Annotated in this window: 17 protein-coding genes and 1 riboswitch; of the genes, 15 read left to right on the top strand and 2 right to left on the bottom strand. The window is 34.8% G+C overall.

What is annotated here, in order from left to right; genetic code table 11:
• Window positions 1-301: 301 nt before the first annotated feature.
• From C1Y58_RS02365 to C1Y58_RS02350, 4 genes are all read left to right on the top strand, one after another.
• Window positions 302-2581, top strand: coding sequence for a helix-turn-helix domain-containing protein (locus tag C1Y58_RS02365; protein ID WP_157949908.1), 2280 nt, complete (start codon window positions 302-304; stop codon window positions 2579-2581).
• Window positions 2582-2701: 120 nt separating this feature from the next.
• Window positions 2702-4183, top strand: a complete 1482-nt coding sequence (locus C1Y58_RS02360) for an extracellular solute-binding protein (RefSeq protein ID WP_105614382.1) — start codon at window positions 2702-2704, stop codon at window positions 4181-4183.
• Between the two features lie 64 nt (window positions 4184-4247).
• Window positions 4248-5174 (top strand): ABC transporter permease subunit, encoded by a 927-nt coding sequence (locus tag C1Y58_RS02355; RefSeq protein WP_105614381.1) that lies wholly within the window; start codon window positions 4248-4250, stop codon window positions 5172-5174.
• Window positions 5175-5185: 11 nt separating this feature from the next.
• On the top strand, window positions 5186-6046 hold the full coding sequence (locus C1Y58_RS02350) for a carbohydrate ABC transporter permease (protein ID WP_105614380.1): 861 nt from the start codon (window positions 5186-5188) through the stop codon (window positions 6044-6046).
• A 48-nt stretch (window positions 6047-6094) separates the two neighbouring features.
• Here the strand turns inward: C1Y58_RS02350 and C1Y58_RS02345 are convergent, their stop codons facing one another.
• A complete protein-coding gene (locus C1Y58_RS02345; protein ID WP_105614379.1) occupies window positions 6095-6763 on the bottom strand; it encodes an SIMPL domain-containing protein in 669 nt (222 codons plus the stop codon).
• Between the two features lie 93 nt (window positions 6764-6856).
• A complete protein-coding gene (locus C1Y58_RS02340) occupies window positions 6857-7510 on the bottom strand; it encodes an SIMPL domain-containing protein (protein WP_105614378.1) in 654 nt (217 codons plus the stop codon).
• A gap of 186 nt (window positions 7511-7696) precedes the next feature.
• Window positions 7697-7814, top strand: a riboswitch (FMN riboswitch).
• 176 nt (window positions 7815-7990) lie between these two features.
• Here C1Y58_RS02340 and ribD point away from each other — a divergent pair.
• The 11 genes from ribD to C1Y58_RS02290 all read left to right on the top strand — a co-directional run bounded on the left by ribD (window position 7991) and on the right by C1Y58_RS02290 (window position 17424).
• Entirely contained in the window at window positions 7991-9094 is a 1104-nt protein-coding gene (ribD, locus tag C1Y58_RS02335) for a bifunctional diaminohydroxyphosphoribosylaminopyrimidine deaminase/5-amino-6-(5-phosphoribosylamino)uracil reductase RibD (RefSeq protein ID WP_334293827.1), read from the top strand.
• Between the two features lie 2 nt (window positions 9095-9096).
• On the top strand, window positions 9097-9741 hold the full coding sequence (ribE, locus tag C1Y58_RS02330; protein ID WP_105614377.1) for a riboflavin synthase: 645 nt from the start codon (window positions 9097-9099) through the stop codon (window positions 9739-9741).
• 148 nt (window positions 9742-9889) lie between these two features.
• Entirely contained in the window at window positions 9890-11086 is a 1197-nt protein-coding gene (locus C1Y58_RS02325; protein ID WP_105614376.1) for a bifunctional 3,4-dihydroxy-2-butanone-4-phosphate synthase/GTP cyclohydrolase II, read from the top strand.
• 26 nt (window positions 11087-11112) lie between these two features.
• Entirely contained in the window at window positions 11113-11574 is a 462-nt protein-coding gene (gene ribH / locus C1Y58_RS02320; protein ID WP_105614375.1) for a 6,7-dimethyl-8-ribityllumazine synthase, read from the top strand.
• A gap of 601 nt (window positions 11575-12175) precedes the next feature.
• On the top strand, window positions 12176-12466 hold the full coding sequence (locus tag C1Y58_RS26345) for a hypothetical protein (protein ID WP_157949907.1): 291 nt from the start codon (window positions 12176-12178) through the stop codon (window positions 12464-12466).
• Window positions 12467-12500: 34 nt separating this feature from the next.
• Window positions 12501-12710: an RNA polymerase sigma factor gene (locus tag C1Y58_RS26820; RefSeq protein ID WP_242985314.1), complete on the top strand. Its 210-nt coding sequence runs from the start codon at window positions 12501-12503 to the stop codon at window positions 12708-12710.
• Window positions 12711-12795: 85 nt separating this feature from the next.
• Window positions 12796-13206, top strand: a complete 411-nt coding sequence (locus tag C1Y58_RS02310) for a phage tail terminator family protein (protein ID WP_105614373.1) — start codon at window positions 12796-12798, stop codon at window positions 13204-13206.
• A gap of 1 nt (window position 13207) precedes the next feature.
• On the top strand, window positions 13208-14263 hold the full coding sequence (locus C1Y58_RS02305) for a phage tail sheath C-terminal domain-containing protein (RefSeq protein ID WP_105614372.1): 1056 nt from the start codon (window positions 13208-13210) through the stop codon (window positions 14261-14263).
• Window positions 14264-14274: 11 nt separating this feature from the next.
• Complete coding sequence (locus C1Y58_RS02300) at window positions 14275-14718, top strand: phage tail tube protein (RefSeq protein ID WP_105614371.1); 444 nt, start codon at window positions 14275-14277, stop codon at window positions 14716-14718.
• Window positions 14719-14808: 90 nt separating this feature from the next.
• Window positions 14809-15186 (top strand): phage tail assembly chaperone, encoded by a 378-nt coding sequence (locus C1Y58_RS02295; RefSeq protein ID WP_105614370.1) that lies wholly within the window; start codon window positions 14809-14811, stop codon window positions 15184-15186.
• 165 nt (window positions 15187-15351) lie between these two features.
• Window positions 15352-17424: a phage tail family protein gene (locus C1Y58_RS02290; protein ID WP_105614369.1), complete on the top strand. Its 2073-nt coding sequence runs from the start codon at window positions 15352-15354 to the stop codon at window positions 17422-17424.
• The last annotated feature ends 3 nt before the right edge of the window (window positions 17425-17427 follow it).

Raw genomic sequence — 17427 nt, 5'->3', positions numbered from 1 at the left:
GTACAAAAGGCACACAAAGGTTAATTCCTTGGTGTGTCTTTTAGTGATTATGATTATATTTGATAATCACTTAAGAAAGTGAACATTTACAAGGTTTCTATGATGAGGTTAGATAAAGGTAAGGAGTAGGAGTCATATCTGACAAAGATAAAAAAATACGTTATAATAGTCATATACAATATTCTACATACGCAGAATGAATACTTGGTTAACTTCACAGACTGAATAGGGTCATGGATAATAGGGGTTAAATTGTTAAGTGAAGTTATTTACTGGACATAATGAAAGGGGAGGTTTTATGATGGGTGGCAGTATACTGCATAAGCTCTTTTTTGGGTTTGTGCTTTTTTTGATTATTCCAGTAGTTGTCTTAACCAGTTTCTTTAATTTTGGTATGATGCGTTTCTTTAGTGAGGAGCTAAGTAACGCTGATGCAACCAGTTTATATCTTTTACAAAATAATTCTGATGACATTATGAATGAAGTAAAGAATACCTTCGTCCTCATTGCCTCTCATGATAAAGTTGTGGACATGTTTAAAAATGATCATCAAATACGCAGCTACGAGTATGTCTATAGTTGTAGTGAAATCATGGATCTATTATATGAGCTAAGTTCTTATAACAACAACATTCATTCTATTTATCTTTACAACGCCAATACAGACCATATCATATCCTCTTCAGATGGTTTTGATGAGCGAAGTGATTTCTACTATACTGATTGGATTAATCTATATGAGGAAAATAAGTATACCATGCAAATGACAGCATCGCGTAAATCAGTAGATGATGGTTATTTAAAAGAAAAGAATATGCCATGGAAGGTTACCACAGATTATAACTCTCAAATTGTTACTTTTATTTATCCTTTTGATATTTATCCCAATAAGCAATTAAAAGGAGCTGTTGCCATCAATATCTATGATGAAAATCTTATACCTACCAATAATCTAGAGGGAGATGAAAACAATTTTATTATCATTAATAAAAATGGGAAAATGATAACACAAAAAAATAAAGAGAGCCTTGAAGTACTTCAAGCTTTTGAGGAGGAAAACCAAGAGCAATTGCAAGAAAGTCACGGTTATTTTACAAAAAATATCATGGGAGAAAGGTATATATTATCCTATGCCTTTTCATCGGATCATAATTTGATTTTTATTAAATATACTGCTATACAGGAATTACTGAAAAGTACTTATCAATTCAGATATTTGGTAATTATCTTAGGATTGGTGATTACCAGCTTTGGTCTTTTATTATCTTATATTGTGACTAAACGCTTTTATCAACCTATCAAAAATACACTAGCAGTTTTGAAGACTGATATACATAAGAGTGAAAGTAAAAATGAGTTACGTATTATCAATGACATGATTCACTCTATCATTAAAGAGAAAAATCAACTCAGTCAACTCTTTGAATCCAATAAGAAAGATATGATGCAAAAGGAAGTTCAAGATATCTTAAGAGGTTATAAACCCATTAGTCCATCCCTTTTAGTAGATGATTATGGTAGCTACGTAGCGCTGATTATATCAATAGATCACTATAAGAATTTGTCTAAGACTTATTCAACCAATGAACGCTATCTCTATAAAGAGCTAGTAAGAAGGACTTCAGAGAAAGTCATTGATACTCACTATCCTTGTAGGGGAACCTTATTGGAAAACGATAAGGTTGGAATTATCATATCTGTCCCTAAAAATTATGGTTATGGTGAACTAAAAAGACTTATTGAACATATTCATCAGCAACTATCCATTATCAAGCAATTTACTACATCAGTGGCTGTAGGGAATATTCATGAGAATGTTAATGCTTCCTACTTAGAAGCTTTGGAAGCCTTAAATTATCGTATTACCTATGGGGTTAATTGTAATCTATTTTATCATGAGTTGCAGAAAGATGAGTTTGAGTATTATGCTTTTGGTAAGGATAATCTGTTGATTAATTATTTGAAGGATAATGATGAAGTTAAGATCAATGAGCTTCTTTTAGAAAGCTATTACGATATAAAAGATAGTCAAAGCATTGGATACGATAATATTTTACAAGTTTACTTTACCATTATTGGTCACACCGTTGAATTCTTAACCCAAATGGGTGTAAGTTTACCAAAAGTCTTTGGCGATAATTTTGATATTAATCGTAAGATATTGGAACAAGAAACTCTTGAAGATATACATCAAGTGTTACGTCATTTTTATGCAAGCATCATCACATATATGCAAAACACCTTTAATGATAGTAATACACATAAGGTCATTCAAGTCATACAAGATAATTTCATTAATAGTAATTTTGATATTCAACATCTTGAAGAAAAGACAGGTTTGAGCTATTCACATATTAGAAGGATTGTAAAAGAAAATACTGGCATGACTTATGTCTATTATATTAATATGTTACGTATTGAAGAGGTAAAAAACTATCTAGAAACAAGCGATTTATCCATTCGTGAGATTGCTGAAAAGGTAGGTTATAATAATCATCAGAGTCTTAGTAGGTTCTTTAAAAAGTTCGAAGGCATAACCCCAGGTGAGTATCGGAAGAAAGCTAAATCATCTTCAGAATAAGTATTTATGATAGTTAATGTATAATGTGATTATTTACAAAAAACACCTAAAATGATTTAATGGTTTTGTACAATATGTCAAGGCCTTGCGAAATAATGTATACAATACAGGAGGAAGATTATGAAGTTAAAGAGTATTGGGGTTTTACTTTTAGTAACTATTTTATTAGCGACATCTCTTATGGGTTGCGCTTCTGAGACAACTGATAAGAAAGAAGAGACAACGACTGAGCAAAGTGCAAAAGAGACTAAGGAAGAAGCACCTAAAGAAGAAGCACCTAAAGAAGAAGAAGCACCTAAAGAAGAAGTGGTTCAAAAAGAGCCTGTTAAAATGATAACTGCAATTACAGGTGGTAAAGATCCAGAAGAACATGAGTTATGGGTAGAAGAATTTTCAAGGTTATCAGGTGTAGAAATAGAAATGGATAAGCTTGAAGGTCAAGGGTTTGAGGAGAAAATTACTGCATCTATTGCAGCAGGGGAAGTCTATGACGTCATGTACATGGGAACAGACTTATTTGAAAAGTTCTATCCACTTGGGGTTTTTGCTCCTATTACAGAATACGTTGAGAATTCAGAAGTATTAAGTAACCCAGATATCATACCACCAAGTGAGTGGGAAAGAATTAAAAAAGATGGCGAAATATTTGGTGTCTTTAGTAAATATGAAGGTGGACGTTTACCATTAGTTCGTTGGGACTGGGTAGAAAAACTTGGTTTAGAAGTTCCTACTACGTTAGATGAGTATTATGATTTCTATTATGCTATGACTTATAATGATCCTGATGGTAATGGTGTTGATGATACTTATGGTGTTACGATGAAACAAATGTATGATATTCAACCTTATATGAGTGCTAAAGGCTTAGTAGGTCAATATAAGATTGTTGATGGAAAAAGAACTTTCCCATGGGCATCTGACGAAGCAGCAGAAGTCTATGATTGGTTAAACAAGTTATATACTGATGGCTTATTAGATCCTAACTTTGCTACAAACGGAAGTTCGGATTGTCGTGAATTAATCTTTACAGATAAATGTGCAACTTTTACTTATTGGGATTTCTGGGCTGGCTTATTTAATGAAAGAGCCAAAGCAACTAATCCTGATACAGACTTTGAAGTAAGAGGTATGGCACCAGCATTAGATGAGAATGGCAATGGTATTTTAATTGCTGGTCTTGATGGAAACTGGTATCTGCATTCACAATCAGAGAACAAAGATTTTGCTTTTAAAGCTATGGAATTCTTCCATACACCAGAAGGTAGTATGCTCAACTGTGTTGGTATTGAAGGTCATGACTACGAAATGAAAGATGGGCAAGTTGTCCTTACAGAAATTGGTGAGGCACATGCTATGAATCATGGTGCAACAATACCTAAGAGTGGTCAATGGGTGAATCCTGTTAAAGAAGGAGAAAACTTTAGACAATCACAAGAAATTATTATGAAATATGCCGTACCTGAGACTATTCTTGAATCATCATCTGATGCTAAAGAGGTAGTAGAGAAGTATGCCATCAAAGCGATCATGGGAGCTATAACAGGTGAGGAAGCTGTTAAAGCAATGCAAGAAGAGTTGAGAGCAGGAGATATGATTGATTAATAAATGAAATTATAGATAAAGGAGGCTGGTATATCCAGCCTCTATTATAGAAAGGGAGGTCAGTATGCGAAGCAACTTAACTGCATCACCAACTACATTAAGTAATACCAGGCTTTCAAAAGAAATATGGAAGAAAAAGCAGGTTTACTTACTTTTACTACCAGCAATAATCTATATTATTATTTTTTACTATGTACCCATCTTTAGAGGGTTTTCCATCAGCTTGTCCAATTATAATATTTTTGGAGAATACGATTTTGTAGGCTTTAAGCACTACAAAGCCATCCTTGTGGATATGAACTTTTGGCGAGCCTTTAGGAACACTCTTATTCTAGCGGGTGGAAATTTATTCATTGGTTTAAGTGCACAAATCCTTATTGCCATATTGCTTAATGAGCTTACCAATAAAGGCTTCAAAAGAATAACACAGACTATTATCTATACACCTAATCTATTTTCATGGGTAGCTGTAGGAGGTATATGGATCAGCTTAATGGCCCCAGATACTGGTCTTATTAATGAAGTGATTAGAATGTTTGGTGGAGAACCCATACACTTCTTTGTTAATGAAGACATTGCACAACCTCTATTCATTTTTCTAAATATTTGGAAAACTGTTGGTTATGGTTGTATCATTATGTTAGCTGCACTAACGAATATAGATCCTAATTTATTTGAAGCTGCATATATTGATGGAGCAGGTCGCTTGAAGCAAATTATATATATAACCTTACCAAGTTTAATGAGTACAATAAAGGTGGTATTTGTCCTTAATCTTATATCGAATTTAAGACAGTTTAGCCAATCGCATATACTAGAAAACCCAATGATCATCGATAAAGTTGATGTGGCAATGACCTATACTTATCGCATGGGTATACAAAAACTTAAATTTGACTATGCTTCTGCAGTAGCATTTTTTATGCTCCTTCTAATAGCCATTTTCACGATTATTCAACAACTAATCGTTAATAGAAATAAGGAAGCTTAGGGGGAATAATCATGAGAGAGTATAAAACAAAAAGTAGAACAATATTTAACATCATTAATATCATTATTATGATTCTGTTGGTATCAACAATGATCCTTCCGTTGGTTAACACCTTTGCATTAGCCTTTTCAACAGACTATAATTCAATGGAACCTGGTATTATCTTATTTCCAAATCCAATTTCAATATCCGGTTTTATAACATTGTTCAGTGAGATTAAAATACTTAGACCTTTTATAAACAATGTGTTTGTTACTGTAGTAGGTGTTTCGCTACATATTTCAATTTGCTCTTTGACAGCCTATGTGGTAGCACGTCATCAATTTCCAGGAAAGAAAATATTCATGGTATTTGTCATGATCACATTAATGGTACCATTGCAAAATATCATGATCCCCATGTATCTCTTGTATAAGGAATTAAATCTAATCAATACATTGTGGGCTATTATATTAACCAACATGGTTAATGCCTATACCATTTTATTACTGAAGAACTTCTTTGAAGGCGTCCCTCCATCTCTAGGAGAAGCAGCTTATATTGAAGGGGCTAATGAAATGCAAATGCTTATGAAAATATACTTACCGCTAGCTAAGGCGGGACTGGCAACCATGATTTTATTTGACTTTGTAAACCGTTGGAATCATTATATGGAAGCCCTCTTATTTATACAAGATCCAGATAAGTATACCTTGCAACTTGCTTTGATGGGATTAGTCATTGACTCTGATGGTGCTTCGCCAGTTAGTTTTATTACCAATAATGTTCAGATGGCAGGTGTAGTATTCTCTATTATGCCATTACTCATACTCTATCCTTTCCTTCAGAAATACTTTATCTCTGGTATAATGCTTGGTTCTACAAAAGGATAACATGAATGATAAGCCCTTTAGATATCTAAAGGGTCTTTTTGTCGGGATTTATTCATGTTGTACAGGGGTTGTAAGAATTACGAAAGTTTCTCGTACTTGAGCTTCAACAAATATAAAACCATATTTTAAGATATCAATCTCACCTGGTGTTCGGATAGTAATACCTTCATAAAAATCTTTTATATTACTAACTTCAATTACCATAAGTGGAGTAGGATCAATGGATACCCCAAGAGTTTTAGCGATATCTTCTGCTTTTATAACCCCGTCTTCAACTGCCTTTTGTAAGGCATCGTAATAATAGGTTTGTGGGTCATCAAGTGTAAAATTGATTTCTTCGATGTTAAGATCATTTGCATATGCGTTGTTAACATACTCTAATAGAGTATTAAAGGAGTATACTTGGATATTAAAGTCTGTTGTGGCTTTAAAAGATGTAATCGTATCCCCTTTATAAATAGGCGTAACCGTATTACCAATGATATATATATCTTCGTCTTTTATACCGGTATCTTTCAGTTCTTCTTTTATCATATTCAATTTATCTTGGTTAGCTGCCTCAGCCTCTAAGGCGGTATTACCAAAAGTGGAGAAGCTAGTTGTGATAACTATGGAATCGGGTGTTTTACGCATAGCATAGTATCCATCAACAATAATTTCTCTCTGATAGGGGTTACTTGAATAGCTTCCTCGACGATAAAATAATAATGGGTACATCTACACCCTCCTTATCACTGGATGAATCCTCATTACATTTTATGTGAGAGGGCATGGCAAGGTAACACTTTTATGAATGAATTAATGAATAGTTTACATAGGGGTATGTATTTTAAATACCTCTTGGACTTTAGCTTCAATATAGACAAAACCCTCTTTTAAGGTACTTATTTCACCAGGTATTGAACTGGTCACTCTTTCTATTAACTGATCCAGATCAGTTATTTCTTTAATGGATAATGGAATAGGATCGATGGATACACCAATTGCATCTGCTATTTCTTTTGCCTTTCTAATACCATTTTCTGTAGCTCGGTTAAGCACCTGTTGGTAATGTTCTTCAGGATTGGTAAGGGTAAAAGTTATTCCTTCAAAATTAAGATCTCCAGGTGAACTTAAGGCTTCTAGTACAGTTTGAAAATTATAGACCCTAATGGTAAAGGTGGTTGTAGCTTTATAAGAAGTGATATTCGTGCCATCTTCAAAAATCGGTGTAACTGAAGTATTATCCAGAATAATATCTTCTTCCTTAATACCGAATTCCTTAATGCCTTTCGCAGTTTGGTCATAGAGATTATTATTATTAGTAACTGCTTCAAAGGTTGTATCAGCATAAGAGCTTAAACTTACTTTGACTAAAAAAGTATCAGGTATAAGCTGTTGAATATAGAAACCATCAACAGTAATGTATCTATTATTATTTTGATTTTGTCTAACTGGGTATCGATAAAATGAATTTGAATACATTGGTTCATACTCCTTTACAATGGATGGAATCTCTTTACATTTTATGACACTCTTAATAAAAACATAACTTCTAAAACATCAACATCCCATTCTTTTTCACTCTATGAATCAGTGCAAATAGAGGCTGAAAGAAAAATTACTTGACATTTATGGATACTTTATTTTATAATAAACTCAATTGAATAGTAATTCCTTCAGGGCAGGGTGAAATTCCCGACCGGCGGTTATAGTCCGCGAGCTACTATGTAGCAGACTTGGTGAAACTCCAAGACCGACAGTAAAGTCTGGATGAAAGAAGGTAATTGAGATGGTCCATCAACATGTCAAAGTAACATGAATTGATGACTGTCTGGATATTTTTTTATGTACATACCCTGAAGATTGTTAACGATCTTCAGGTTTTTTAGTGTCTAATTCATATCTTTTTTCTCATAAATTTTCCCTGATAAGAGTTATTATGTAGAATACATTAGCCGTGAGGTGAGATATTTGAATACAGAATGGATGAAAAGAGCTATCACTATAGCGCAAAAAGGTGAAGGTTTTGTTAACCCTAATCCGCTAGTTGGTGCAATAATCCTAAAAGATAAAAAAATAATCGGTGAAGGTTATCATGCTTATTATGGTGGCCCCCATGCTGAAGTCAATGCGATTAATCAGGCAACTGAAAATACTAAAGGAGCAACCATGTTTGTCACCTTAGAACCTTGCAACCACTTTGGAAAAACACCACCCTGTACAGAAGCCATTATTGCATCAGGTATTAGCAAAGTGGTGGTAGGTATGCTAGATCCCAATGAGTTAGTGACTGGTAAAGGGATACAGCGGTTGAGAGAAGCAGGAATCCAGGTTGAGGTTGGTTGCTTAGAACAAGCAATTGCTGAGCAGAATCGCTTTTTTCTGAAACATATCCAAGATAAAAAGCCTTACGTTATTATGAAATATGCAGCCTCGCTGGATGGTAAAATAGCCACAGCTACTGGTGAATCCAAATGGATTACTGGTGAAGAAGCTAGAAAGGCAGGACATCAACTAAGGCAACAAGTCGCTGGTATTTTAGTTGGTGTTAATACAGTCATTAAAGACGATCCTATGTTGAATGTAAGAATAGAAAAAGAGCGTTTGAGTCATCCTATTCGAATTATTGTTGATTCAACAGGTAAAACACCTTTGGATAGCCAAATAGTCCAAACTGCAAAAGAGATGACGACTATTATTGCCACAACGGATAAGATGGATAAAGATAAGCAAAAAGCTTATGAAGCCATGGGTATAGAAGTGATACGCTTACCTGAAGTTGATCAGCATGTAGATATGAAAGTATTAATGCATGAAGTTGGTCAAAGAGGGATCAATAGCATACTCATAGAAGGTGGTGGTACCATCCACGAAAGTGCTTTAAAAGCAGATATTGTTGATGAAGTAGTAGTACTTCTAGCACCAAAGTTGATTGGAGGTAAGAATGCTTTAACTGCGGTTGAAGGTAAAGGATTTGCAAGATTAGCAGAAGTTCCTGCATTACGAGATATGGAAGTAAAAGTTTTGGGGCAGGATATTATGATTAAAGGCAAGGTGAGGAGATAGATATGTTTACTGGAATCATTGAAGAGACAGGCGTTGTATTAGCCAACCATCTAAAAGGTGATCATGCTGTTATCAAAGTGAAGGCTGATATTGTGCTTCAAGATTTGAAGCTAGGGGACAGTATTGCTACTAATGGTGTTTGTTTAACCGTCACAGAAAAGGGAAGTGATTATTTCGTAGCAGATATCATGCCAGAAACCTATAAGATGACTAACTTGAAAGAACAGAAAATTGGTAATATTGTGAATTTAGAAAAGGCATTAAGACTCAGTACTCCACTGGGCGGTCACTTGGTTTCGGGGCATATTGATGGCATGGGTAAAATCATAGGTATAAGAAACGAAGGGAATGCCAAGCGAGTGGCCATAGAAGTGGATAAAGAGTTATTAAAGTATATGATTCAAAAAGGTTCTGTGACCTTAGATGGAACCAGCTTAACATTAGCAAAACTTAATACTGGTTCTTTTGAAGTAGGTATTATTCCACATACAAGTGGAACTACTACCTTGGACCAAAAGAGGGTTGGAGATCAGTTGAATATTGAATGTGATATGATTGGCAAATATGTTTATCATTTTCTTCACCAAGAGAATAAAGGAAATAGAAACATGATGGATCTACTTGGAAATTCAGGATTTTTAGGTTAATACAATCAATACTAAGTTTATTTTATATGGTAATAGGAAAGTACTGCGTTTTGCTCGCAAGGAACCATACTTTTCTATCACCAGTTTAAGTGTGGGGTTAGCCACTTTTGTACTAGAGAGATACATCAAGGGATAAGGAGGACTAATAATGTTTGCTACCATTGAAGAAGCAATACAAGATATTAAAGATGGAAAAATGATTATCGTTGTCGATGATGAGGACAGAGAAAACGAAGGTGACTTAGTGATGGCTGCAGAAAAAGTAACGCCAGAACATATTAATTTCATGGTTAGTCATGGGAGAGGGTTGGTATGTGTACCTATTACTGAAAAGCGTAGCCATGAACTTCAGCTTTCAAGGATGGTAGATCAAAATAGTGATCCAAGAGGAACAGCATTTACTGTTTCGGTGGATGCTAAAGAGTGTGCAACAGGTATATCAGCCTATGAAAGAGCTTTGACAATTAACAAGTTAGTTGCTCAAAGTAGTAAAGATATTGATTTCTCTAAGCCAGGTCACATTTTTCCACTTGTAGCCAAGAGTGGAGGGGTTCTTCAAAGAGAAGGGCATACTGAAGCTGCTGTTGATTTAGCTCGATTAGCTGGTTGCGAAGAAGCCGGCGTCATTTGCGAGATACTAAAAGAAGACGGACATATGGCTAGACTAACTGAGTTAAGAGAATTTGCTAAGGTACACAAGCTTAAAATGATAACTATTGAAGCCTTGATTGAGTACAGGAAAAAGAGTGAAAGTACCTATCAATTAATCAGCGAAGCATCTTTACCTACCAAATACGGTGAATTTATTATAAAGGGCTATGAGCATCCCGTAACAAAAGCACACCATATTGCTTTGATCAAAGGTGATCTGACTGATACAGCACCTGTTCTTACACGTATTCATTCTGAATGTTTAACAGGTGATGTTCTAGGATCATCACGTTGCGATTGCGGTTCTCAACTAGAGGCAGCTTTAAAGATCATAGCAGAAGAAGGTCGAGGTGTTCTCTTGTATTTAAGACAAGAGGGGCGAGGGATTGGTTTAGTGAATAAGATTAAAGCCTACGCTTTACAAGACGAAGGGCTAGATACGGTAGAAGCTAATCTACATTTAGGTTTTGATGAGGACTTAAGGGATTATCAAGTAGCTGTTGACATGTATAAAGACTTAGGAATAAGTAAGATCAAATTAATGACCAATAATCCAGAGAAAATTAAAGGTCTTGAAGATGGAGGCATAGAGGTGACAGAGAGAGTTCCTATTGAGGTTGGTATTGGTGAACATAATCACTTTTATTTAGAAACGAAAAAAGAAAAAATGCAACATATGTTAGAAAAAATATAATGAAAGACAATACGGAGGTAAGGCAGATGAACACTTATGAAGGTCAATTAGTTGTTGAAGGATTGAGATTTGGTATTATTGTAGGAAGATTTAATGAGTTCATTTCTTCAAAGTTATTGGAGGGAGCAAAGGATGCATTAATTCGTCATGGAGCAGATGAAAGTGAGATTGATATTACTTGGGTGCCTGGGGCTTTTGAAATACCGCTTGTTGCAAAGAAGATGGCGAAGAAAGAGGAATATGATGCTGTTATTTGCTTGGGAGCTGTTATAAGAGGAGCTACAGCCCATTTTGAGTATGTATCTGGCGAGGTAGCTAAAGGTATTGCTCATGTTTCTCTTGAAGAGGAAAAGCCAGTGATTTTTGGTGTTTTAACTACAGACACAATTGAGCAGGCTATTGAGAGAGCAGGTACAAAAGCAGGGAATAAAGGTTATGAGGCAGCAATGACAGCTATTGAGATGGCTAATTTAATGAAAGGGTTATAGGTAGAAAATTAATAGAAATAGAGTAAGAGAGAGCATCAACTTCTTGTTTGGAGTTGGTGTTTTTTTGTATCTAGGAAATTAAATGCTACAAAATAATAAAATTCTTTTTGAGAAATTTGAGAAAGTGGTTTGCATTTTGAGGAGTTTTTGTCTCTTTAATATATATAGGGGAAAATCTTTAAGGCTAAAAAGATGGGTTATTTATAATGGGGTCAAGCATCCAAGGGGTTCTATTCGCTGGCTGGAAAGACGTCCATGTCTTAGACAGCCAGGTTCGCCGTCCATGGCTCACTGCTCCATAGAACCCCTTAGATGCTTTCGGCTACTGTTATGTGAAGTTATTTATTAACTATTAGTTAAAAAGAAGTTAAAAGTGTCTTTCAGATAAGCTCATGAAGACTGATAAGTTTTTTTTTAGGGAAAAATTTACAGCGAGACAAGGGGAGTAAATCAGACAAATTGTTTATCTCATATCAATAATTGATAGTAGAAGATTTAATAAAGCGAACAAGTATTCGTATTTTGTATTGACATCATTGGTTGATTATGGTAGTATAATGACACAACAAGAACAAATGTTCGATAATGAGGGAGGTGTAATATGGAGAAATGGAAAGATCTCAGAGAGATAGGAGAAGCTTATCATGAAAAACGTCAGAAGGTACTCTACAGACTAAAGTTACTGGAAGAAGAACTATTAACCAGTACCGAAGAGGAAGCTATACAGAATTTAGAAGTTCAGATTAAGTTACTACGCTCAATCGAACGTGATATGCGGGAGATTGGTCGTGAAGCTAAAAACTATTATGAGAAAGGTTGGTGGCGAAGTGAGCATTATACATTTAACGCAAGAAAACCAAGAAACTATATTTTTACAATACGACATGATTAATCATTGTCCCACCAATGACAACCTGATTGACAACATGAAAAAAGCAATGGGACAAGCTATAGAAAAAAAATTAACCCACCGTCAAAAGGAAATTTTATTTTTGTATTACTACGATGAGAAAACAATGCCTCAAATTGCTAGCGAGCTAGGTATCGCCAAGCAAAATGTTTCAAAAAATATTCAAAGAGCAATCATAAATATTAAAAAATATCCAGAAGTAAAAAGTTTTTTATTAAAAAGATGAAAAATAGGGTGACTTTATATATGATGCACGTGTATAGTGAAGGGATTATTTATTACATACAGTTTCACAAGGATGGTGATAATCAATGATGTACCAAGACATCTATCTTAAGGTGAAAGAGAAGATAGAAAATGATTTATCGGGGTGTGCGGTTTTTGGCGGTCAACCAAAAGCAGAACATTCCAGACCAGCCTGCTATATTACTGTTCTACCTACAAGAATGGAAAACATGGATAGTACAAGTCATGATATCCAAGTTGAGATTACTTGTAAGAGTACAGAGATGGACTTTTATAATGACTTACTTCTAGCAGATCAACTCTTTACGAGTATGGGGAGTATTCAAGTAGAAGAGCGTCAAATCTTCATAGATAAATGGGAAGCTTCCTATGAAGATGAGAATTTAAAAGTCACAGGTAACATGAATTTGACAACAGGGAAAGACATGGAGGAAGTAGAAAAAATGATGAATTTACATTTAAGGAGTGAGAATTAGAATGGGATTACCACAATTATTAATTCAATTTAAAACCACAGGTAGTACTGCTGTAAAAAGAAGTCAAAGAGGTATTGTAGCACTCATTCTTAAAGATGATACCAATAGTCAGGATTCATTTTCAGTGGCTTCAATCAATGATGTTAATGAGAGTGAATGGACTGCAGGTAACTATGATGCTATTCAATTGGCATTTAAAGCCAATCCTTCAGAAGTTATCATTGAACGTATTGCATCTTCAGCAACAGACTACACGGATGCTCTTACTCGTTTAGAGACCAAAAAGTTCAACTACCTTGCGATTCCTTCTTTAGAGGATTCAAAAGTAGATGCAGTTAAAACATGGGTAGAAAACATGAGAACTGCTGATAAAACTTTAAAGGCAGTCTTACCAAATTGTGCTGGTGATCATGAAGGTATTATTAACTTCACAGCAGCCAATATTAAAGTGGGTTCAACGACTTATGCAACTGCTGGTTTCACGCCACGTATTGCAGGGGTTTTAGCAGCCATGCCATTAAATCAATCTGCTACATACCACGTGCTAGGTGAAGTAGATGATGTAGATGCAGTTACTGGTCCAGATGCAGCCATAGATGGTGGTCAATTAATCCTCATCAATGATGGTGAGAAAGTGAAAATTGGACGAGCTGTTAACTCATTAACGACGCTTAAAGTTGGTATGAACGATCAATTTAAGAAGATTAAGATTTTAGATGCCATAGATATGATGAAAGAAGACATTAAGAAGACCTTTGAAGAAGGTTACATTGGTAAAGTCGCTAATTCTGTGGATAATAAAGCATTATTTATTGCAGCTGTAAATACATATTTCAAAGAATTGGCTCGTTTAGATGTATTAGATGGCAGTTATGAAAATAAAGCTGAGGTAGATATAGTTGCACAACGCAGCTATTTATCTGGACAAGGTGTGGATACATCATTAATGTCTGATGAAGAAGTCAAGAAAGCTAACACAGGTTCAGAAGTCTTTGTAACAGCAAAAGTTAAATTCGTAGATGCAATGGAAGATATCCAATTTGCAATTAACATGTAGGAGGTATGGATATGGCGAAAATTCCTGGATACAGACAAATCAGTGGTAATTGGGGTAGACTTTGGTGGGATGGCGATCAGGTATTTGAAGTAGAATCCTTTGAACTCAAAGCAACACCTAACCGTGAAGAAATTAATCAAGCTGGCTTAATGGATGTAGACAGCAAAATTACAAGTATTAAATGCGAAGGTTCATTTAAAGTTAAGAAAGTCTATTCAAGAGGTGTTGAAAAACTCCTTAAAGCTTGGAAAAGCGGCAAAGATCCAAGAGGTCAAATTGTTGCTAAACTAGATGATCCAGATGCATTTGGAACAGAAAGGGTTGTTATCGATAACGTATGGTTCAATGAATTGACATTAATGCAATTTGAATTAGGATCTAAGCTTGAAAGAGAATTCACTTTCGGCTGCACCATCAGCGATATCGACTTCCCAGATTTAATTTCTGCTGAGTAGATCACAGAATATTCTGTACTTATTACAACAGCTAATACTTGGCTTAGATCAGGTGTTAGCTGTTTTAAATTTAATATAGGAGGCAATAAAATGCATAAAAAACTGACTTTACAAGATCTATTAAATAAAAAAGAAAGTATTACAAATGGTAGAGAAGAAACGCGTGAACTTTATGTCAACTCCTTAGATGGAACTATTCTTATCAAAAAACCTGACCGAAAGTTATGCTTGGAAGCAATCGATATGGATGATACAGATTACGCAGATATCTTTGTAGTCTACAATTGTGTAGTTGAACCAAACTTAAAAGATCAAAAGCTACACCAAGCCTATGGGGTAATAGAACCGGATGATATCGTCCAAGCAATATTTGAACCTGGTGAAATCACTAATATTTCAAAAGAATGTTTGAAGTATGCCGGATATATTAACTCAGTGGAAGTTGTTGCTGATATAAAAAACTCATAAAGAATGATGGACAATTATATATGATCCATCATTATCTTAAAAAAGGTATTTCACCTGAGCAGATATTAAATTTAAATCCATCAGAGTCCTTGTTTTATTTTTCAAGCATGGAATTGGAGTTAGAAGAATTGAAGAATCAATACCAATGCGAGGGAGGTGGGGTGAATGTCTGAATTAAATGACTTAAGTGCTATAAAAAGTATAAGAAATGAAATAAAGTCTTTTCAAAAAGATTTAGTTGCTGTCAAAGATGAGATCGCACTTCTTAAAAAAGAAATGCAGAGGTTAAAAAGCCAAATAAAAATTACATTTGCTGGAGTAAAATTAAAAGTTGATATTAATGAAGCTTTTAAGAAAGTAAAACTTCTAGCATCATTAACACGAAATAGTATGCAGCAAGCTTTTATAAACATTAAAAATATAAGTAGTTCAGTTTTTTCAGCCATTAAGAAAGAGGGCAAGAATGCTTTCTTAACAGTGAAAAAAGCAGGCAGTACTGCATTTACAACTATTAAAAAAGTGAGCGGTACAATATTTAAAGGCATCAAGAAGACAGGTAGCAATGTATTTAAAAGTATTAGAAAAACAGGTACACAAGCCTTTAAAGGAATCAAAAAAATCAGTAGTAATCTTTTTAAAGGTGTTAAGAAAGCAGGGAGTGTTGCTTTTAGTGGTATTAAGAAAATCGGTAGTGCAGCTTTTAAGGGGATTAGTAAAACTGCTTCTGGTGCTTTTAATGGGCTTAAGAATATTATATCTTCACCTATTAGCTCAGCGTTAAGTTATGCAAAAGATAATATAGGAGAATTTATTGATATGGGTCTTAAACAAGAAAAACATGAGTTAAGTATTAAGACTCTAATTGAAAAAAACAATGGTGGTACACCAGCCAGTGAAATTAAAAAAGTTCAAGATGATTATCTGAATCAACTAAAAAATAATAGTCGTCAGACTCCCTTTGATACGAATCAAGTTATGACCGCTGGAACAGAAGCATTACAAATGAGCGGTGGAGATACAAAGGAAGCAATGGAACTATTGAAAATTGCAGAAGATATGGCAGCAATTAATCCTAACAAATCACTTAGTGAAGCGATGTCTGCTCTGAAAAGTCTTAAATCGGGAGATGCAGCAAGCATGATAGACTTTGGCATAAATATTGATGCTTCTACAATCGAGTCAGGAGCAGGTATTGATGAAATTATAAAGAACAAAGTTGAACCCTTTTTCCAAGGTGGCGTAGAGCAGCTTTCACAAACGGCTGGAGGCACAATTGATATGTTAAAAGGGAATATGAGTTCAGTATTAGGTGATTTATCAATGTCTTTATTACAGAATTTACAACCAGCGTTACAATCACTAAGTAATTTTATCTCTTCGCCAGCGTTTCAACAATTTGTTACTTCGACCATGGTAGCTATTTCAACTGGATTCTCCTACATTGGAAAAATATTTTCATGGATTGCTGAACAAATGCCTGGGATACAAGAGATTATTGGTGGCATATCCAATTGGATCGTGGAGAAATTTGGTTGGATTGGACAAGAGTCAGGATTCTTATTAGATGTATTCGGAACAGCATTTTCAGGTATGAAGGAGTATGCTGCTACGCTTTGGAAGGTTGTAAAACCAGTTCTGAATAATTTAGCTACTGGGGTTAAAATAATCTTTAATCTCTTTAAGCTAGTTTGGCCAGCAATTAAGTCTATCGTTACGGCTGTATGGGAAAAAATAAAACCTATAATAGAATGGGTTGGAAAAGCTTACGAATGGATAGGAGGAAAACAGGAGAAATTCTCAAATTGGTTGGGAGAAAAGGCTGATGCTAATTATGAAGCATCAAAAAGTGGGACTAGTGAATTAGAATCTCCTTTCAGTACGTCCAGTGGTGGAGTAGCAGATATAGAGGACAATCCTGTTTTTTCAGATAGCAGTCTAGGGTCTATAGAAGGAAGTTACGATTACACTGATAATAGTATAGATGACTTTGGTATGGACTACAAAATACCTGAAAGTAGTTTTTCAAGTCAGTATGCATTACCTGAAAATACTACTTATTCAAGTTATGAAATGCCTATGACCACTGGTGAATCCTTTTACGGAAATAGTGGAATGAATTCTTCAAATAGCTTTAGTGATTCAAATATAACTATTAATATCAATGGAGTTGATAAATCAACTGATGATATCGTTGGTGAGCTTGTTCCTAAACTTGAATTAGCATTAGCAAACATGTGAGGT

The sequence above is a fragment of the Vallitalea okinawensis genome (assembly GCF_002964605.1).
GTDB lineage: Bacteria > Bacillota > Clostridia > Lachnospirales > PQDH01 > Vallitalea_A > Vallitalea_A okinawensis.
The sequence above is the reverse complement of the archived record's forward strand: the minus strand, read 5'-3'. Positions and strand labels throughout refer to the sequence as shown.